The sequence below is a fragment of the Cellvibrio sp. GW822-FHT04B05 genome (assembly GCF_058800985.1).
The window spans coordinates 91,204-111,617 of record NZ_JBXAMU010000006.1 but is presented as its reverse complement, the minus strand read 5'-3'; the positions used below and the strand labels follow the sequence as shown (position 1 = coordinate 111,617).

12 protein-coding genes are annotated in these 20,414 nt (G+C 45.2%); 6 read left to right on the top strand and 6 right to left on the bottom strand.

Going from position 1 to position 20,414, the window contains the following annotated elements:
• The first annotated feature begins 39 nt into the window (after positions 1-39).
• Positions 40-585, top strand: coding sequence for a DUF4256 domain-containing protein (locus AC1RJL_RS18530; protein WP_492916780.1), 546 nt, complete (start codon positions 40-42; stop codon positions 583-585).
• Positions 586-654: 69 nt separating this feature from the next.
• Here AC1RJL_RS18530 and AC1RJL_RS18525 read toward each other — a convergent pair whose 3' ends face one another.
• The 4 genes from AC1RJL_RS18525 to AC1RJL_RS18510 all read right to left on the bottom strand — a co-directional run bounded on the left by AC1RJL_RS18525 (position 655) and on the right by AC1RJL_RS18510 (position 9,715).
• Entirely contained in the window at positions 655-3,447 is a 2,793-nt protein-coding gene (locus tag AC1RJL_RS18525) for a TonB-dependent receptor (RefSeq protein WP_492916778.1), read from the bottom strand.
• 362 nt (positions 3,448-3,809) lie between these two features.
• On the bottom strand, positions 3,810-5,243 hold the full coding sequence (locus tag AC1RJL_RS18520) for a sulfatase-like hydrolase/transferase (RefSeq protein ID WP_492916776.1): 1,434 nt from the start codon (positions 5,241-5,243) through the stop codon (positions 3,810-3,812).
• Between the two features lie 139 nt (positions 5,244-5,382).
• Positions 5,383-6,789, bottom strand: a complete 1,407-nt coding sequence (locus tag AC1RJL_RS18515) for an aryl-sulfate sulfotransferase (protein ID WP_492916774.1) — start codon at positions 6,787-6,789, stop codon at positions 5,383-5,385.
• 76 nt (positions 6,790-6,865) lie between these two features.
• Positions 6,866-9,715 (bottom strand): TonB-dependent receptor, encoded by a 2,850-nt coding sequence (locus AC1RJL_RS18510; protein ID WP_492916772.1) that lies wholly within the window; start codon positions 9,713-9,715, stop codon positions 6,866-6,868.
• Positions 9,716-10,215: 500 nt separating this feature from the next.
• On the opposite strand from AC1RJL_RS18510, the gene AC1RJL_RS18505 reads away from it, so the two are divergent.
• The 5 genes from AC1RJL_RS18505 (at position 10,216) to AC1RJL_RS18485 (ending at position 16,008) form a co-directional block, all read left to right on the top strand.
• Positions 10,216-12,702, top strand: coding sequence for a DUF1549 and DUF1553 domain-containing protein (locus AC1RJL_RS18505; RefSeq protein ID WP_492916770.1), 2,487 nt, complete (start codon positions 10,216-10,218; stop codon positions 12,700-12,702).
• Between the two features lie 56 nt (positions 12,703-12,758).
• Positions 12,759-14,204: a DUF1501 domain-containing protein gene (locus AC1RJL_RS18500; RefSeq protein WP_492916768.1), complete on the top strand. Its 1,446-nt coding sequence runs from the start codon at positions 12,759-12,761 to the stop codon at positions 14,202-14,204.
• A gap of 66 nt (positions 14,205-14,270) precedes the next feature.
• On the top strand, positions 14,271-14,672 hold the full coding sequence (locus tag AC1RJL_RS18495) for a hypothetical protein (RefSeq protein ID WP_492916766.1): 402 nt from the start codon (positions 14,271-14,273) through the stop codon (positions 14,670-14,672).
• 2 nt (positions 14,673-14,674) lie between these two features.
• The gene (locus AC1RJL_RS18490) at positions 14,675-15,370 is read left to right on the top strand and encodes a c-type cytochrome (RefSeq protein WP_492916764.1); all 696 of its coding nucleotides are present in this window, start codon (positions 14,675-14,677) and stop codon (positions 15,368-15,370) included.
• A 47-nt stretch (positions 15,371-15,417) separates the two neighbouring features.
• Positions 15,418-16,008, top strand: coding sequence for a peroxiredoxin (locus tag AC1RJL_RS18485; RefSeq protein ID WP_492916762.1), 591 nt, complete (start codon positions 15,418-15,420; stop codon positions 16,006-16,008).
• Positions 16,009-16,162: 154 nt separating this feature from the next.
• Here the strand turns inward: AC1RJL_RS18485 and AC1RJL_RS18480 are convergent, their stop codons facing one another.
• Positions 16,163-17,197: an Ldh family oxidoreductase gene (locus AC1RJL_RS18480; RefSeq protein ID WP_492916760.1), complete on the bottom strand. Its 1,035-nt coding sequence runs from the start codon at positions 17,195-17,197 to the stop codon at positions 16,163-16,165.
• Between the two features lie 200 nt (positions 17,198-17,397).
• On the bottom strand, positions 17,398-20,259 hold the full coding sequence (locus AC1RJL_RS18475; protein WP_492916758.1) for a TonB-dependent receptor: 2,862 nt from the start codon (positions 20,257-20,259) through the stop codon (positions 17,398-17,400).
• Positions 20,260-20,414 lie beyond the last annotated feature (155 nt).

Sequence of the window (20,414 nt, the reverse complement as noted above, 5' to 3'; positions counted from 1 at the left end):
AATTATTTTCTTTAAACGAAATATTTCAAAGGAGAGTGTATGAAAGCAAAACAATATGAAGAGTTACTCAAGATCCTGAAATCCCGCTTCGAGAAAAATATAAACCGTCATAAAGATATTGATTGGGATAAGGTTCAAGAGAGATTGGCGGCTAATCCCAAAAAACTTACATCATTAAATGAAATGGAAGAAACTGGTGGCGAGCCGGATGTAGTTGGATTTGATAAAAAAACTGGCGAGTTTATTTTCTTCGACTGTTCAGCGGAAACGCCGAAAGGTCGCAGAAGTGTGTGTTACGACCGCGAAGCGCTGGATTCAAGAAAAGAACACAAGCCGGCAAACAATGCTATCGATATGGCTACTGCCATGGGTATTGAGCTGTTAACGGAAGAGCAATATCGCGAATTACAAACGCTGGGTGAATTTGATTTAAAAACTTCCAGTTGGATTAAAACACCGGAAGAAATCAGAACACTCGACGGTGCACTTTTTTGTGATCGCCGTTATAACCATGTGTTTGTTTATCATAACGGCGCTTCTTCTTATTATGCGGCAAGGGCGTTTCGTGGAGTGTTGAGAGTTTGATTGTGATTTATTCACTTTTGTTTGCGCGGCGGTTTTTATCGCAAAACCGCCGCATATCAAATCATACCGTCAAAACTTTCCGCTCAATACAATACTTGCTGTGCGCGGCAATGCAGGGCTCCAGGTATTCCAGGTTTGGTTTTGGTAGGTGTCATCCTCGAACAAATTTTTCACTACCAGGCTTACATCAAACTCACCTTTGTTTTTTCCGAGACCGATAGAGAAATCGGTGGTGGTTGAACCGTCTACCCAGCCATAGCTGGACAGTGCGTTATCGGAATTAAACTTGGTGTTGTACGACGTATTTACGCTGGTGTGAAATTCGTGGGCGCTGAAAATCGGCGCGCGATAATCGATACCAATGTTGAAGCTATACTTGAATGCACCGGGTAAAGTCTCACCGGAAATATCGCGGAAGGGTGCGGCGCCCTGATAACCATTTTCTACTGGCTGTGCAGAGTTGGGAAACTCTACATAATAAGCGTCGTTATAAGCACCGGAGAAACGAATGGTGGTGTTGGGAATACCGGAATAAATTCCGTCCAGTTCCACACCCTGTGCGCGCACTTTGGGTACATTACCTGTGTAGGAGAGATAGGCGATTTCAGGAACACCATTAATGGTATTTTGTTCAGTAGTATATTCATCTACCGCACGCACAGCTTGTTGATAATCCTTGATGTCAGTTAGAAAAATATCGGCATTAAATACCAGGGTATTATCGAGCAGCACTGTTTTTACACCAATTTCATAAGAGCTGGATTTTTCAGCATCGGTTAAATAAGAAAAGCCATTTACCACTTGTGCGATTCCAGCTTTTTCCCCGTATTGCCAGGATGCATAAGCAGTTAAGTTGTTGTTGATTTTATAGGTGGGGCTGACGACAAATGCAGGTTGGGTCGCTTCAAAACTTTCTGCTTTGACCGTATTCCACAACGCTGCTGCCTGTGTTCTGCGAATGGCTTTGGCATCGGCGACCTGGGCTTTTTGTGCATTACTCAAACTACCGTAAGCAGCACCCGGTGTGCCGGTAATCGCAGTGCCGAAATATTTATTAGCCAAGGTATCAGCCAATGTTAATTGGCTGGTGGTATTGTCATTCACAAAAACGGGAGCATTGTTAATATATTCAATACGCCCTAATGTGCCAGACGGATAGGTTTGTCCATTAATCGTGGCGGTTGTGTTTAAGGAATTAAAACCATCTAAATTAACCTTGTTTACCACATTTATTGCTGCCGGATTCAATGCACTGCCTGCGCCATTATCAGAGAGCAAAGCGCTGGTCGTTGTGTTTCTATCCTCACGCGTGAAGCGTACACCGGTGGTAAGGGTTAGTGGTTCAGAGAGATGCCAGTTAGCTTGCACAAATATTGCACTGCTCTCATTTTCATATTTATTATCTTGCACGCGATTCAAGCGGCTTAATGAATCTTGTAACAATGTTCTACCACTACTACTGGCATCGAGACGATTATATTGTGCCGTGGTTGCAAACCAGGCGCCTGCATCGGAACCCCAGCCGGCACGGGTTGCGTGGTCAATATCGGTTGCTAACCAAAACAAACCGGCTTGATAATCTACGAATCCGCCGGTTTTTGAACTCAGGCGCAGTTCCTGGCTGTATTGTTTATAGTCCACCAAACCACCACCATTTTTGCTGATGTCGAAGGGCGTACCTTCATCATTGCGCGCGGCAAAATAATAATCTTTATAGGCCGTAATTGACGTTACTTCGTATTCATTTAATTGCCAATTCAATTCGGTAGATGCACCATTAGTGCCGGTGACAATGGGGTTGTAATTGTCGGCATTGATGCGGTCGCGCTTACTGTTGTCGAGCCAATCGTTTTCATAACGATAGTTACTTTGCTCAAGGAACCAGCGGCGATTCAATCGGGTTTTGGCGTCTGAACTTAAGGGGTTTATGTTAGTTCCCGCATTTGGACCCGTGGTATTGATTCCTGCATAGACAGTTGGGGTTGGTTTGTTAAACGATCTACCATTAGTGGCTTCGCCTGCTTTTGGTTGTGCGTCCAGGCTGATACGAGCAGTAAAATTTTCGCTGGGAGTTAATAAAAACTGTACGCGTGCGGATAGCCGATCTTTATTTGCATAAGTCTGGTCTTCATTGTAAGTATTAACAATATCGCCATCTGCTTTTTGCGCAGTAAATACGCCACGCCATGCCAGTAAATCATCGATAACTGCGCCGCCCAATACGGCAGAACCAAACAAATCATTGTATGAGCCGTAGCTTACCGTTGCATGAGCTTCTTTGGTAAATGTAGGACGGCGCGAGGTGATATTAATTACGCCAAGGCTCGTGTTTTTCCCCAGCAATGTTCCCTGTGGTCCACGCGTAACTTCAACGGCGGCGATATCAGTGAAATTTACGCTGGATGAAAGCGGGTTATAGGCATAATTAACGCCGTCGACAATAATTCCAACGCTTGGGTCCTGTGCGTCGGTTTGTGCTTGTTTGCCAACGCCGCGCACTGACAAACTGAATTGCCGCGGGTTGCCGGGATTCCAGATAACATTCCCTACACGTTTGCTGAACGATGCAACGTCCAATGCTTGTAACCGTTCCAATTCCTGGCCGGTAACGACGGAAATAGATAAAGGTACATCCTGCAACTTCTCAATACGGTTACGTGAGCGAACTGTCACCGCTTGTAATACGGTGGCGTTTTCTACTTTCTTCTCTGCGGGTTTTGATGTTTCCTCTGTGTCCTGGGCGAGCAGAGAGGGAGTATAAATTCCCAAGCTGCCGAGCAGGATTAACGATGCAGTTAGATAGGGTGCCGGTCGATTTTTTGCAATACTGAATATAGGTTGCGAATAAAAGAATCTTGTCATCGTTAGCTCCTTGGCATAGTGAAGTAAGTTGAGAATAAAAATGCACGCAGCATTTCGCTCTCCCCCTATCGCAAGTAGCAGGCCACAAGTTATTCGGTTTTGAATAAAAAATAATAGCTAAATTAAACTGTTGATAATTAAAAATCAGCTGATGATATTTAATTGACTGGCGTTGGTGTTTGTTTTGTATGAGGCAATAACTGCATTATTTGAAGCGGGGATGGCGTGCATAATAAGATTGCGAAGTGATAATACAACATCCCTGTTGCGATCATTATTTTTGGTGGTAAATAAATTTTTTTAGCGATTATTTCAAGTTGTTAATTTTTGATCATATTATTTGTACAGGTGTTTTAAAGGCTTCATTTTTTAGTGCTAATAACACCATGTCGATCCGCTTGCGATTTGCCATCTACTACATGTGTGCTGGCTTCCTCGGGAATAGCCAGCATGGTTTTATTCCAGTTTTCCCATTGCTGTTTAAGCTCGTTAAATTTTTCCGGATTATGCTCGGCATAATTGGCGCGTTCACGCACGTCTTCTGCAAGGTTAAATAGAAACTCGTTATTGGCGATCTTTAAATATTTCCAATCACCTGAGCGTATAGCGCGTTGGTTATTACCTTTGTAACGCCAGAAAAGTGTGCGTGGTTTGACTGGTTGTGCGCCGAACAGGATGGGCAACAAGTTTTCGCCGTCGCTTGGATAAGCTGGATCAGGCGCACCTTCTGCGGCAGATAATAGCGTTGGGAGCCAATCCATTGTAATGGCTACCTGCTCAGAGACTTGCCCACTCTTAATCGCTGCTGGCCAGCGGATAATAGCGGGAACACGTATGCCGCCTTCGAGCAATTCGGTTTTTTGACCGGTAAAAGGCCAGGTGTCGGAAAAACGCTCGCCACCATTATCACTGGTAAAGATAACGATAGTATTTTTGGTAAGGCCATGAGTGTCGAGAGTTTTTAATACCCGACCGACAGCAGAATCCAATGACCTCACCATTTTTGCGTAGGTTTCAAGGCTGCCGCCTTCATAATGGAACAAACTTTTAATTTCCTGTGCGACAGCTTCATCCTCCGGACCTTCCCACGGCCAATGAGGTGCGGTGAAATGCAGCGATAACAAAAAGGGAGTTTTTTTGTCATGGCTTTTAATGTAGTCAACTGCACGGTCTGCAATCAAGTCGGTGTAATAACCCACTTTTTCCACCGGTACTTCACCTTCAAATAATCCTTCTTTTGCATCGGGACCAACGTTGGTTTTGTGCGTGAAATAATCGAGTGCGCCGCCATAGTTACCAAAAAAAGTATCATATCCACTTTTAAGTGGCCCGAAAGCAGGTAAGGAGCCAAGGTGCCATTTGCCAAAGAGCGCCGTTTTATAACCCTGCTTTTTCAGTAGTGATGGCAAGGTTGGATGATCAATCGGCAAACCAATATTGTTGTTAGCGCTGGATAAGGGTTCTTCCAATCCGCCGCGTAAACGATATTGATAGCGGCCTGTAATCAAGCCAAAACGTGTCGCAGAGCAGACTGCGGAATTTGCGTAGGCCTGGGTGAAACGCACACCTTGTTTGGCAAGTTTATCCAAATGCGGTGTTTCAAAATGGCGCTGACCATAAACACTTAAATCGGCGTAACCGAGGTCATCGGCAAGGATAAAAATAATATTGGGTTTTACTGCAGTCTTTGCATAAGCCCATTTTCCACCAAGCAAGCCGGTTGCGGCCAGTGATGCGGCAGACACTTTTGGAATGCGTGAAATAAAATAGCGGCGGCTGTGGTCAATTCGATTCATAGATAAATCCGGAAGCAAAAAGGGATAAGCGGAAAAATCTGCCAGCAGTAGCCCACTGGCAGTAGAGGAAAAACATCCCTGTTGAGTGAATGCTCTTTATGAAGTTGGTTAGCGAATTTTTTTACACAAGTAGTTGGTGTTAATTGTTGGTATTGACGCGAAAGGTTTTTACATCAATCGCTTTTACCGGTTTCTCCGAGCGCGGTGTTCCTTCAGGAACCCAGTCATAGGGAACAGGTTGCGCGCGATACACCGTATTGTTGGAGAATTGTTGTGCATCTTCCGGTTTTGGCGTGTTGAAGTAAGGGCTTATGTATTCCCACACAATTTCACCTTTGCTGGTGATTTGGAATAAACGGCCATTCATACCTTCATTGATTAGCGTATTACCGTTGGGTAAACGGCGCGCGCTACTGATATAGGAACTATAAAAACTATAGCCTGGTTTACCCGAATCAACGCCGGTGTATTGCCATACGATTTCTTTTTTCACCGGATCAATTTCCACCACGCGAGAGCGTGGCTGGGTGCCGATATTGACTGGCGGATATCCCGCTGCGCCCTGGTTATCAAAGATCAATACATTGCCTTCACCGGGCAAACCTTTGGCAATAAGGTGCGCATCGTGCTGACCGGATATTTGGTCAACAGGACGAGGCAAATTAAATTGATTAATTGACGGTGGATAATCCGGGCCGATGCGCCACACAATTTTTCCGCTTTTCTTATCAATAATGCCAATTACGTTTGCTTCGCGTGCATCAAATAATAAATTGTCGGGGTGAAAGCGTTGGTCGCCTGCGTCATACCACTTGTTAGGGCCAACGACGGATAAATTGTTGAAATGCAAATAGTCGAACGGAATAGTTTTATCGTTGCGGGTTAATGATTCGCGCAATATTTTTAAAGATGTTTCACTGAAGCCGAATTCGTCCAGATGTTCAAAGGCAGCCCATTTCCACACCACTTCGCCTTTAGGATTGACTTCGTATACACCATCTTCCAGTAATTTTTCGGCCTTCCAGCCTTTTACCGGGATCACATAGTTAACGAGGATAATCGTGTTGCCGTTAGGCAGGCGACGCCAATCATGGTGTTGGCGAATGCTAGTGCCATAGCCGCTCGCATCAGTCGCGGTACCATTACTTGCGTACGCATCCTGCGCACCAGCAGCACCCCATTGCCACACTACCTTGCCATTCCAATCGACTTCACCAATAGATTGTGTTGTCGCATTGGCGCGACCACCGGTTTCACCGGATAACTGAACCAGCACATGGCCGCGTTTACCGTTGTTAAGCGCCGGATCAATCAATACTGGTGGAAAAGCGTTGTAATTCCATTCATGAACGACATTGCCATTCAAATCGATCAAGTGAGTTTTTTTATCTTGTCCGGCAAATAACACATAGGAGTTATAGGCTTTGGTGGGATTGTAAATAGTAGTGCCGGTTGGATATACGCTGGGTATTGCATGTGTTGTGGTATTAAAACCCAGTAACAATAACCCTGCGAGTGCAGTCCGGCGAAAATTTAATGTAATCAATTTGCTGCTCCTTGAAATCACATCACCAATGTATTGCCAATCAATTCACCGCAATGAATTGATTGGCTACCGGTAATTAAAAACGACCGCTAAAGCTGATACCAGCCCAGCGTGGGTTAGCAGGTGTGTAGCTATTCCACGTGCGGGTGCTTGGGGTATCGTCATCAAACAAATTCTTAACGATCACACTTACATCAAACGTCTGATCGGCATTGCCGATACCGATACCAAAATCCACCAGCGTTCTGCCTTCAATCCAACCGTACGTTGACAGGGAGTTATCCGAGTTGTATTTGCTGTTGTATTGGGCATTCAAATTGGTGTGGAATTCTTTACCGCTGCCAATTGGCAGGCGGTAATCAACACCAATGTTGAACGAGTATTTTGATGCGCCGGGCAAAGTTTCACCGCTCACATCTTTATAGGGATCTGCACCTGGGTAGCTATCTTCTGACGGTTGTGCCGAGTTAGTGAACTCTACATATTCTGCATCAGTAATAGCACCGGCAAAGCGCAAAGTAGTATTGGGGATACCAGTGTAGATGCTGTCGATTTCAATACCGCGTGCTTCCACTTTGGGAATGTTGGCGGTGGCGTTAGTGTAGACATCTACCGCAGTTGGGTCAGCTTGACGGTTGAGGGTGGTTGTGTATTCGTCAAATATACGGCTGGTTTGTTGGTAATCCTTAATATTCATTTGGAACAATGCAAGGTTAAATACCAGGGTGTTATCCAATAGCAATGTCTTTACACCCAACTCATAAGCATCAATTTTTTCTTCGGTTACCAGATTGGAAATACCGTTTGTTGCTTGCGCGATACCCGCTTTTTCACCATGTTGCCAGGAGGCGTATGTGGTCAGGTTTTGGTTCCATTTGTAGGTCGGACTGATCACAAAAGAGGGCAAGGTTTTTTCGTAAGGTTCCACATCAAATTCATTAAACACGACCCCGATTTGCGATTGGCGAAGTGCTTTTGCTGCGCCCACTTGCGCTTTTTGTGCGGCGGTCAGGCTCGCATAGGTATCACCGGGTGCACCGCTAATTGTTTTAGCAAAATATTCGTTAGCAAGCTGATCAGCCAATGTTAGTTGTGCTGTCGAGTTATCGGTAATAAATGTTTTGGTGCCGTCTGGATTGGTGACTACGCGCCCCAGTGTACCCGCTGGAATGGTAAGGTCATCGCTGATTTTGGTAGCGGCATTGATAGAGTGAAAGCCACCCAGATTGACATTGTTTACCACCGCCGGATTCAGCTCAGCACCAAAACCACTATCCTTAATGTAGGTTCCGGTGCGATTGGTGCGCTCCTCACGAGTAAAACGTAAACCGGTAGTCAATACAAACTGGTCAGTGAAATTCCAGTTGGCTTGCGCAAATACTGCAGCACTTTCGTTATTAATATCCTGAAAACCAGCCGGGCTATTCCATGCCATGTTTAAACCTGAGAGTGAATTAATTAACAGGTAACGGCCGTAAGAATCCCTATCGAGCGTAGTGTATTGGGCGTTACTGGCAAACCAGGCACCAGCATCGTTACCCCATACGCGTTGATATTCAGCAACGTTATTCACATCCAAATAAAACAAACCGGTTTGATAATCGACAAAACCGCCTTGTTGTGAACTTAAACGTAACTCCTGGCTTTTTTGTTTGTAGTCATTAAAAAACCCACCGGAATTACGTTGGATATCAAACGGTGTACCTTCATCATTTACTGCATTGAAATGGTAATCTTTGTACGCGGTAATTGAGGTGATGGTGAATGTATCCAATTTCCAGTTTAATTCTGCAGTGGCACCATTGCTGCCGGTGATGAGTGGGCGGCGGCCATCAGTGTTGTACTCGTTTTCGCCACCACCATAGAGATAGCTGCCTTCATAAGTATAATTAGGGCTTTGCGTAAACCAACGGCGTGCTAAGCGAGTGCTGGCTTCGGCGCTTTGTGGATTTGGGGCGCCGTTAGAATATTCTGTTGGCGTCGGTGTATAAATAGTCCGGCCATTAGTGCGTTCACCAGAGCGCGGTTGGGCATCAAATGCAAAGCGTGCGCTGAAATCTTCATTCGGTGTTAATAAAAATTGTACGCGCCCGGAAACTCGTTCTTTGTTAGAAATACTTTCATCACTGTTGTAAGCATTTTTAATATCACCTTGGCCTTTACTCACGCTAAGGGTGCCGCGCCATGCCAATAAATCATCAATGATCGGACCACCACCGGCAAAACGACCTTGTACTGTGTCCCATTCACCAATGGTAAGCGAGTAATTAAAATCCGGATCAAACGACGGACGTTTAGTGGTGACGTTGATAGCACCAATACTGCTGTTTTTACCTAGTAGTGTTCCTTGTGGTCCGCGCGTTACTTCCACCGTTTCGATATCCGTGAAATCAAAACTGGAAGAGAGTGCATTATAGGCGTAATTGACGCCATCCACGATCAAGCCAACAGCTGGATCCTGTGCTTCAGTTTGTCCTTGCTTACCAATGCCGCGGATAGAGAGGCTGCTGGTGCGTTGGTTGCCCTGGTTCCAGGAGATGTTTGCCAGACGTTGGGTGAGGGCGCTGATGTCTGTAGCATTCAAGCGCTCCAGTTCTTTACCTTGCACAACCGATACGGAGAGCGGAACGTCTTGCAGTTTTTCAATACGGTTACGGCTACGTACAGTCACAGTACCTAATACCAACGGTTTCTTGGCTTCACTTTGCCCGGCTGTCGAAGCTGTACTATTTTGCGCAGCGGTATTTTGAGAAGTTGCATTCTGTGCAGCGGCAGAATTTGCATTGTCTGCTGTTTGTGCAACAACGGCTGATGAAACAAAAACACTGGCAACAAAAAATGCTAAAGGTGATAAAGAAAATCGATTTTTATGTGTTGAAAAAGAAGCATTTTTTACGGGTGTTGATTTTTTACTAACGATGCTCATCAAGAGACTCCTGGTTTTCGAATTAAGACGACAACAGGAGTTTGGCAATTTGTATGCCATTGAAAATTTAACTATTTTTTTGAGGTCTTTCCGCAATTTAAAAAAGTCATACAAAACAAACGCTTGGTTTATGAATAATTTATTTTTTTAATAACTAAATTAAGCTATTTTTTACCTCATTTTCATCGCTACCCGGTGTTCAAAAATAATCAGTTTGCACCAGGTGATCATAGATTGAATTTCCCAATGCTGTTGGCTGTTAAAAATTCCGTGTTGCCAAGAATGCAGTTGTTTTGTTTGATGTTTTTTATCCATCACTAAACCGTTTGTTGGTGTCTATAAGCAGGATTTTCTGCGGTGTACTAAAAATAGTTTAATAAAAAAATTATCAATAGATTCAACCTTCTACAAGCAAAAATGGTTTTGTTTTTTACTCGCTTCCAAAACATGGCTCGCTAGTTGCTTTTATGGATTTGTCTTTTGCAGCTGTTGATAAATCAATGGCTTTTGTAATTGTTAATGCCAGCAGTTTTGTCGCTTTGGTGTTCCCGGTGGTGTTACGAGTAGAAGCCATCATCTGTTTTAGGAGTGAGTTGATGAACAAGAAGAAAATAGTTCAGGCCGTTCTTATCGGCTTGTCCGCATCCGTGTTTATAGCTGGGTCTGCGTATGCAGCAGAGGCTGCCAAAGCATCTGAAAAAAAACCGGCAGCGGCAAAAAAAGAAACGGTTAAGCCAATTACCAGTAATGCAGCCAAAGATTGGGCTTACCTGCCAATCAATACAGGTGTACAGGTACCAGATGCTGGTGGGAGTAAATGGGTGCGTTCTCCCATCGATAATTTTGTTCTGGCTCGTTTAAATGAATATGGTTTAAAGCCATCGGAAGAAGCGGACCGCGCAACCTATATTCGTCGCGTTACTTTGGATTTATTGGGTTTATTGCCAACACCGGCAGAAGTTGCGGCATTTGAACAAGATCGCTCACCCGATGCTTATGAGAAATTAGTTGATCGTTTGTTGGCATCGCCACACTTCGGTGAGCGTCAGGCGCGTCGCTGGTTGGATTTGGCGCGCTATGCTGACAGCGCGGGTTTCCAAAATGACCAAACCCGTCCTAACAACTGGCGCTATCGCGATTACGTCATCAAATCATTCAATGAAGATAAACCTTTCGACCAATTTGTTCGTGAGCAAATCGCCGGTGATGAGTTGTGGCCTGATAGCCAGGAAGCAAAAATCGCTACCGGACTGTTAGCCGGTTATCCCGATAACTTTAACTCGCGCGATTTGGTTCAGCGTCACTATCAAATTTCTACTGACATGACCGATTTGGTCGGCGAAACGTTTCTGGCTTCTACTATCGGTTGCGCGAGATGTCACAACCATAAAATCGACAAGATTAGCCAGGTCGAGTATTTCCAATTGCAAGCGTTTTTTGCCAATACCTTTGCCAACGAGCGCGCCGAGTTAGCGAAGGGTACTGAAAGCCAGTGGGATGTCGATTTTATTACCTCACAGGCTCTGTATCAGGCAGCGATCAAGCCGATTACTGACCAGCAAAAAGCAATTCTGGATCAGGTGCGCGAGAAAGGGCGTAAATATCACAACGAGCGCTATTTGACTGATAGCCGCGATGCGATTTTCAAACCAAAAGACCAATGGACACCTTTGGATAAGTGGGTTAATTCCCGTTTGAATGCGGTAGCGTCCGAGCGTGATATCGCTGGTTATTTGCGCGAAACGTCCGAAAAGCACCATCCGCAATATGACCCTGCGAATGTTGAACGTTGGGCTGAGTATCAAAAACTTACTGACGAGTTGAAAAAATACGACAACTTGCGTCCGCGTCGCGGCTCAAAAACCTATACCGCACTCACTGAGTTAGGCACAGAGGCACCGCCGACCCATGTACGTTTCAATGGTATCCATGAGCGTCCATTGGAAGCAGTTGAGCCAGGTTTGCCGAAGCTTTGGGCCGGTAATAACACCCAATTGCAAATTACTCCGACTGCCACCTCAACGGGCCGTCGTACAGCGCTAGCGAATTGGCTGGTCAGTCCGGAAAATCCGTTGACTACCCGTGTGTATGTCAACCGTGTGTGGGCGCAATTATTTGCCAAGGGTATTGCAGGCATTGTAGAAGACTTTGGTCGCGCCGGTGAAAAACCAACGCATCCGGAATTGTTGGATTACCTCGCCGCTGATTTTGTGAAAAATGGTTGGAGCCCGAAAAAACTGCAGCGTGAAATCGTGTTGTCAGCAGTGTATCGCCAAAAGTCTGATGAACGTTCTGACGTGGTTGCGGTTGATCCTGCCAATAAATTGCTGGCGGTATATCCACGCAAACGTTTGGAAGCAGAAGAGCTGCGCGACTCCTTGCTCTATGCATCGGGTGAGTTGGATGAAACTATCGGCGGCCCAGCAGTATTCCCGAAAGTGCCTTCCAGTTTGGTTGCGGGTAATACCTTGAACAACGGTCAGGGTGGTGCATTGTGGGAAGAGGCAAAAGATCCAAACGATCACAAGCGTCGCAGTATTTACACTTTTGTGCGTCGCAGTTTGCCTTATCCATTGACCGCATCGTTTGACCCGGCTGATCCATCCAAGCCACATCACAAGCGCGATGTGAGTACAACGGCCCTGCAGGCACTGACTCTGTTTAATAGTGATGTTGTATTTGGTTGGTCACAAGCACTTGCCGGTCGTGTCATCTCGGAAGCGGGCGCAAATGAAAATGCACAGTTGGATAAGCTGTACGAAATTTTGTTCTCACGTAAGCCAACCCGCACAGAAAAAGCGGCACTTAAGAGCTTCCTGAAAGAACAGGAAAAATTGGTTGAGAACAAAACCTGGACTGACAAATTTGAAGTGGCTGTACCTACCGGATTGAAGGACACCAAAAATCTCGATCCATTCAAAGCAGCAGCTTTTGTGGACCTGGTACATGCAGTAGCTAACTCCAACGAATTTGCGTATCGCTTCTGATACGCAATTCGCTGAACAACTTTTTATTTAACAACATTTACCAAGAGAGTAATGCAATGGACAATAAATCACGTCGCGATTTTTTAAAAAATAGTAGCTTGGGTGTAGGCGGTGCGGCACTGGCTGGCGTTATTCCCGGACTTAATATTTCAGCGGCATCGGCGGCTGAATTGATTGATCCGCTCGCACCTAAAGATCCGCATTTTCCGGCAAAAATCAAGTCTGTAATTTGGTTACACCAGAATGGCGCACCGAGTACATTGGATCTGTATGACTACAAGCCGGAATTGGTAAAGCAAGCCGGTAAAGGTGTTCCTGATTCATTCTTGAAAGGTATCAAGACCAGTACACAGGGCGGTGTAAATGAATTGTTCGTTTCCAATAATCGTTCCTGGAAACAGTATGGTGAAAGTGGGGCGTGGTTTTCCAACTTATTACCCAACCTTGCCCAGCATGCTGACAAACTGACCTTTATCAAATCCAGTGTAACCATTGGTGCAACACATGATATTTCAATTTTGAAATTGAATACCGGCGATTTGAACCCGGGTCGCCCATCACTTGGTGCATGGATTTCCTATGCATTGGGTTCAGCTAACCCTGATTTGCCACCTTACGTCGTACTATACAACGGTGCATCTGAACCGCGTGCTGGTTCAGTGAATTGGAATTCGGGCTTTTTGCCAGCGGTTTATCAAGGAACCGCATTCCGTCCGGGTGATTCACCCATTTATTATTTGGATCGCCCTGAATTGCGCTCTGCATCGCAACAACGCAGTTCGCTCGATTTATTGAATCGTTTGAATAAATTGGGTGCGGAAAATCGTCCATTGGATACGGAATTGAAAGCGCGTTTACGCTCTTACGATTTGGCAGACCGCATGCAAGTTGCAGCCCCGGAAGCTGTTGATCTCTCCAAAGAAACTGACGCAACTAAAAAATTGTACGGCATTGATGATGCGATTACCGGCAGCTACGGAACCAGTCTGTTGCGTGCGCGCCGTTTGGTAGAGCGCGGTGTACGTTTTATTCAAGTTGTGAGCGGTGCACCTGAGGGTGAAACTGAAATCACCAGCTGGGACGCGCATGATGACCTGGATAAAAACCACGGCTTGATGGCAAAAATGGTAGACAAGCCAATCGCCGGTTTGTTGGAAGACTTGAAATCGCGCGGTTTGCTGGAGACAACTTTGGTTGTGTGGACTTCCGAGTTTTCACGTACTCCATGGGGTGAGAGCGGTACCGGTCGTGACCACAACCCCTGGGGTTATACCCAGTGGATGGCAGGTGGTGGTTTGAAAGCTGGCTTTACTTACGGCGGCACTGATGAGTTGGGTGTTCAGGTTGCAGATAAAGATACTGCTGTTGATACCTATGATTTACATGCGACCGTATTGCATCTGTTAGGTTTGAATCACCTCAAGACTACGTTCATTAACAACGGCCGCTCAGAGCGTCCTACTGTAGTGTTCGGTAAAGTAGTTAAGGAAATTCTGGCTTAATTCATCGTAGTAATGTTTTGGGGCAGCTTGTGCTGCCCCCATTTTTGAAAATATTTTTGGGACTTTATGCGCAATTTTGCAGGTGTTTTACGTTTAGTTGTAATAGCAATCAGTAGTAGCTTCCTTATCAGTATCGCCAGCGTTGCTGAAGAAACTGAAATGGATATGGATTTGATGCAAAACATCGAAGACATCAATGACAGTTTATCCTCGAATATTGCACTCGAAGAAGCAGACGCTGCGATTGCAGACGCGAAAATGCTTAATGAATTGTTCCTGGTAGTTGAAAAACATTTTATTGCCCAACCGGACTCGGCAGAAGCGGTCGAGTTGTCCAAAAAAAGTGTCAAACTCTCTAGCGAGATAGTGACTTTTATTGAGCAAAACGATTTTGAAAGCGCTGCAAATGCAGCGACCGATTTATCCCGCGCGTGCAAAACTTGCCATAATTTTTATAAAGAAGACTAAACATGCTGTTATTGCGCGGTCTTCTTATCAGGTTATGCCTGCTAATCTGTTGCTCCTTATTTGCATCGTTGCTTGCACTGGCTGAGGAACCTGATTATTCGCTTCTCGATACCGCGAGTGTGGAGAATGGCAAAATTGCCTCTGCCGATGAGCGCTGCCAGGAGTGTCACGGTGCGGATGGAAATATTCACGCTGACAATGAATCCGGCAAAATTCCCAAGTTGGCAGGACAGCATCCTGCGTATCTATTAAAACAATTTAATGATTTTCGCACCAACACACGCCACAATGATTTCATGGCGATGATGGCAAGGACGGTTGATGACGAAACAGCGGCGGATATATTTGCGTATTATGCGGCGCAGCCGGTTATGAAAGGTGATGGGGCAGGGAACAATGCTTTGGGCAAGAAACTGTACCTTGAGGGCGATTCCGCAAGGCAGATTCAAGCCTGTTCCACTTGTCATGGTTCTAACGGGCGCGGACTTACTGCGAATCAACCATCACCGGTTGCAGGATTGGCGGTGGAACTTATCCCGGTAATCGGTGGCCAGGATTGGCACTATCTGGATCAACAGCTGCGCGATTGGCGCGACGGAGAGCGTACCAATAGTGCCCAGGGTATTATGAATAAAGTTACCGCCAAGTTAACGGATAATGAAATTAAAGCCTTAAACGATTATATTTCGAGCTTGTAAACGTCGTCCTCTTTCAAGTTATAGCATTCACTAATAAGGTACAGATTATGAAACGTTTATTAACATTGGGTCTGATGGCAGGACTATCGGTGGGATTAATGAGTACATCAGCATTTGCAGCATTAGAAGAGGGCGATAAAGCGCCTGTATTTAACCTTGAAGCATCGCTTGCCGGTAAACCGTTTAACTTTTCGTTGGCGGAAAGCTTGAAGAAAGGTCCGGTAGTCGTTTATTTCTATCCATCAGCTTACACCGGTGGTTGTAATATCCAGGCACATACTTTTTCCGTGAATAGTGACAAGTTTGCGGCGGCGGGTGCGACAGTCATTGGTGTATCACTCGATAGCATTGAGCGTCTCAACGATTTTTCTGCTGATCCTGAATATTGTGCAGGGAAATTTGCTGTAGGCTCTGATGTTGGTGGAAAGGTTGCTCGTTCATTTGAGCTGAATGTCCGCGAAGCTGCTGAAGGAAAAGTAGATTCACGTGGTAAAGTAATCGAACACGGTTTTGCAGAGCGCACTACTTTTATCATTACCCCTGATGGAAAAATCGCGGCGACTATTGGTGGTGTGACACCTGCTGAAAATGTTAAAGCGGCATTGGAAAAAGTTCAGCAGTTAGCAAAAGCGGGTTAATAAATACACCCGCTAAAGCTTGTCTCTTATTGGATATTTTTTAAGGTGTCTTTTTTAGGATAACAAGGATGTTATCAACTCTTGTCTCCTCTCTGATTTAATTTCCCTGCTTCTACCTTTCCTGATTATCACAGTTTTTATTTTGCTACAGTTGCTATTTGAATACACCGCGAAGATTTACCCCTACCGATTCCAGACGCGCAATTATTTCCTTGTGTAGCGGAACACCGTCAAGCAAATTAAGTTGCCGGACTTGCCAGCCGCGTTCACCGGGATAATTGAAGGGGGTTGCCTCGGTTTTCAAATAATCCAGAAAATGTCGTACCCGTTGTTTGAATACGGGCAATTCGATAAATGCATTCACATTCAGTGCAATAAAAATTTTGCTGGAGTTTGGATCTATACCACTTTGGTCGCCTGCCAATAGCTCCTGGGTAAACGCGGCGCCGGCCAATGCGGCGGTAAGCAATTCAATCATCACCGCTAATCCCGCACCTTTGTGTTCCCCCATAGGCAGCACTGCGCCGGAAAGAATTGCATTGGCATCATTGGTTGGATTGCCTTGCGCATCGATTCCCCAATTATCAGGTAAGGATTTTCCTTCGCGCAGCCAAGTACCGACTTTGCCCACTGCGGCCTGGCTCATCGCCATATCCAGCACTATGGGTTCGCTGTTATTAATTCCGGGTATGCCTATCGCAAGAGGATTGTTGCCAATCACCGGCTTTTTTGCACCGCCAATTGCCATACTGGGGATGGCATTGGTAGTGCAGAGTCCGATAAAACCATCTTGTGCTGCACGACTCGCGTAAGCATGGGCGCGACCCCAGTGAGTGGTACGCTTCGCAAGGCAAATCCCAACACCAAATTGCTTTGCCCGTGTTTTGGCTTGCTCCATTGCATGTGCTGCTGCATATCTACCCGGTCCGTTACCGCAATCCAATACACAAATTGCTCCAAACTCGCGCTCCAATGAAAAGACCGGGTTTGTTTTTACCCGGCTATCCGCCAGTGCGGATAATAATCCGGGGAGCATGCGCACTCCATGGGATGGAACTTCTTGTAAATCTGCTTCAGCCATAATGGTGGCTTCCAGTAGTGCTTGCTGTTGCGGAATACCCGCTTCGTGCAGGCGTTGTGCCAAGCGTTGGCAAAGCACGTCATATGAAATCCGTAAGGTATCAGTCATGTTTTTCCCTGGTTAAAATTATTCGTTACACAAAGTTACCCAATAGAAAATCGCGGCCTTACTGTGCAAGGCCGCGATTTTTTTTCGTCCATGAATGTTGCATCAGATCAACTTGGAGGTTTAATCGTTGCAATATTCTCACCTGAGAATTCTCTTCTGACTAAGATTGTATTTTTCTTTGTCTTGATAAGTAGGGTGCATTAAAACTTTCCAGTGAATACTACGCCAACCCAGCGTGGGTAAGGCCAGGGCGCATAGCTGCTCCAACCGCGCTCATGGGTGCGATCATCAAACGCATTTTTCACAATCAAACTCACGTCCAGGTTGCCATCCAGCGAACCAAGACCAATGGACGCATCGGTGCGGCTGTAACCGGGTGTATAGGAGTAAGAAGACAAATCATCCAGGTTCAAATAATCGCTGGTGTAAGCAGTGTTAAAGCTTGCATGGAATTCAGCAGCGTTCAGTACTGGCAAACGATATTCTACACCGAGGTTAACTGTCCATTTTGCTGCGCCGGGTAAATTCTTTCCGGTTTGGTCTACAAATTGATTAGTTAAATAATTTAATTCGGCAGGTTTTGGTGAGTTTTTAAAGTCGGTGTAGTATGCATCATTAAATGCACCGCTCAAACGAAAGCTGAAATTTTCAATGCCGGTGTAGTAACCATCAAATTCAACACCTTCTACACGCACACCATTAACGTTACCTTGTGCGGTGACATAAGCGAGAGGGTTTTCAAGGCCATTATTGATATTGTCCTGTGTGGCCCACTCATCGACTTTGCGAATGGCTTGCTGATAATCTTCAATGTCCATTCTGAAAAGGTTGATATTGAATATCAGATCATCATCAAAGAGTGTTGTTTTTACTCCGATTTCATAGGCCGTGGTTTTTTCCGGTTTTACGCCTAGTGGCTCACCATTAACATTAAAGGCAGTTCCGGATTTTTCACCATATTGCCAGGCAACATAACCGCGCACCTGATCATTAAACTCATAGGATTGGCTTAACGTGCCGGTATAGATTGTATCGTCGTAGTGACTTTCTATCCACGGAATTAATTGACCAATCTGACTGGCGCGGATGCTTTTTGCAGCAGCGATTTGCGCTCGTTGTGCAGCAGTGAGACTGGCGTATGCCTGGCCTGGTGTTTCGGTAATGGCTGCACCGTAATAGGTATTAGCAACCTGATCTGCGACACGCAACTGTTCCGCAGAATTATTATTAATAAATGTTCCGCCAACAACTTGCCCCAAACTTCCGGCAGGGTAGGTTACGCCATTGACAGTGGTTGCAGAAGCGAGCGATGCAAATCCACCAAGGTTGTAACCGCGGACACTTACAGGATTAAGATTGGTTCCAGCTCCATTGTTTTGCAAAATCACTTCATCAGTGGTGCTACGGTCTTCTGATCCCACACGCAAACCCGCGGTTAATGTTGCCGATTCATGCCAATGCCAATTTGCGTTACCGTAAATTGCATTGCTTTCGGTTTCAACATAGGTACCGCCAAATTTACGCCCGTTATCCAGAGAATCTTGTAGCAGCGCTCTGCCTGCTCCACGGTTTACACCCGCATTTCTTTCCAATGTATTGTATTGTGCTGTGGTGGCGAACCATGCACCTGCATCAGAACCCCAGCCGGTTTTCGATGTAATGGTATTTTCGGTTTGAAAGAAAAATAATCCGGCAATGTAATCGAAGGCTCCGTCTTTATCAGATTGAATACTGAATTCCTGGCTATATTGTTTGTAAAAAACACCGCCGCCACCATCAATGTTGATATCAAAGGGTGTGCCTTCATCGTTATGCGCATCGAATGTGTAAGCGCGCCATGCCGTTATCGAATTTAATTTGTGATTTTCCAAGGCGTAATCGATATTTAAAGACGCACCTTTGTTTGATACTGTCTGGCCCTGGTTCTCATTAAAATAGACAGTTTCATCATCTTCATTAGCGAGATAATCATCATAAGTGTAAACATTGTTTGCGGTAAATGTACGACCAACAAACCATGAGCGCGCAGGTGTATATACGTTGCTAGCGTTGGTGAATCCCGCAAGTTTTGCTTTTGCAGTGGTGCCTGAAGGATCGGTGAGTGAGCCATCAGCATAACGTTCCGGTTGATCTACATAAAAGGTTAAGCCGTTTTGCAATTGCGGTCCGCGCGGTTCAAGATCGATACTCAATCGTGCATTGAGCTCCGGAGTCGGCGTAAGTAAAAATTGCAACCGGCCGCTTACACGATTTTTGTTGTACATACTATAGTTTTCGTCATAACGCGACTCATAATAACCGCGTTGCTTATCAACAACAAAGGAGCCGCGCCATGCTAATAAATCGTCAATTACAGGTCCGCCATAGGCGCCTTTTAGTATTACTGTATCGCGCTCACCATAGGCAATGCTTAATTCGCTGCTCGGCTCAAATGTTGGCTTTTTGGTGTTGACATATATCGCACCGGAACTTCCCCCTTTACCACCTAATGTTCCTACTGGACCGCGAAAACCCTCTACGGTTTCTACATCATAAAAATCAAAGTTACCTTGTGCCGTTAAACCAAAACTAACACCATCTTGAATAACCAATACACTTGGGTCCTGTACTTCAGCGAAGGCGCGCTTACCGACGCCGCGAATAGAGAGAGATGCACCGCGGGTATTGTTTTGATTAAATGTAACGTTCGCAAGTCGTTTTGACATGGCTTCATAATCAAGGCCCAATTCACGGTCAAGCGTTGCACCGGAAATAATGGATTGAGAAAACGGTTGTTCGTGAACAGTTGCCAGTTTTCTTTCAACTACTTCTCTCACGCCAATAGTAACCAGCTCCTGCACTCTGGGACTTCTTTTTCCTCCGGCGCTGGTTGGTTCTTCTTCCAAAAGCTCGTTAACGTCAGTGTCTTCCGGAAGCGGCGCTTGTTTTTCATTTTCTTGCGCATAAGCGACACCTGCACCAAGTAAAATAATGCTGGTTAATAATGCTGATAAAGGCTTAGTGCGAAATTTATGTTTAGCTGTTTTTTTGATTTTTGTGAGTGTGTTGAAACTATCAATCATCTCGTTCTCCAGAACTATTAAATTATATCGACGAGCTGTTATAGCAAGCGGTATACCAAATAATTAAAAGGAGTTTAATTTTTATAAGGTGATGATTTTTATAGTAATTAATTAAAATTTTAATCATTTTTATTATTTTGAATATCATTGCATTG

Excerpts from the sequence above, each read along its gene's own strand:
- AC1RJL_RS18530 (WP_492916780.1), top strand. The coding sequence starts at position 40 with ATGAAAGCAAAACAATATGAAGAGTTACTCAAGATCCTGAAATCCCGC.
- AC1RJL_RS18525 (WP_492916778.1), bottom strand. The coding sequence starts at position 3,447 with ATGACAAGATTCTTTTATTCGCAACCTATATTCAGTATTGCAAAAAAT.
- AC1RJL_RS18520 (WP_492916776.1), bottom strand. The coding sequence starts at position 5,243 with ATGAATCGAATTGACCACAGCCGCCGCTATTTTATTTCACGCATTCCA.
- AC1RJL_RS18510 (WP_492916772.1), bottom strand. The coding sequence starts at position 9,715 with ATGAGCATCGTTAGTAAAAAATCAACACCCGTAAAAAATGCTTCTTTT.
- AC1RJL_RS18505 (WP_492916770.1), top strand. The coding sequence starts at position 10,216 with ATGGCTTTTGTAATTGTTAATGCCAGCAGTTTTGTCGCTTTGGTGTTC.
- AC1RJL_RS18500 (WP_492916768.1), top strand. The coding sequence starts at position 12,759 with ATGGACAATAAATCACGTCGCGATTTTTTAAAAAATAGTAGCTTGGGT.
- AC1RJL_RS18495 (WP_492916766.1), top strand. The coding sequence starts at position 14,271 with ATGCGCAATTTTGCAGGTGTTTTACGTTTAGTTGTAATAGCAATCAGT.
- AC1RJL_RS18490 (WP_492916764.1), top strand. The coding sequence starts at position 14,675 with ATGCTGTTATTGCGCGGTCTTCTTATCAGGTTATGCCTGCTAATCTGT.
- AC1RJL_RS18485 (WP_492916762.1), top strand. The coding sequence starts at position 15,418 with ATGAAACGTTTATTAACATTGGGTCTGATGGCAGGACTATCGGTGGGA.
- AC1RJL_RS18480 (WP_492916760.1), bottom strand. The coding sequence starts at position 17,197 with ATGACTGATACCTTACGGATTTCATATGACGTGCTTTGCCAACGCTTG.
- AC1RJL_RS18475 (WP_492916758.1), bottom strand. The coding sequence starts at position 20,259 with ATGATTGATAGTTTCAACACACTCACAAAAATCAAAAAAACAGCTAAA.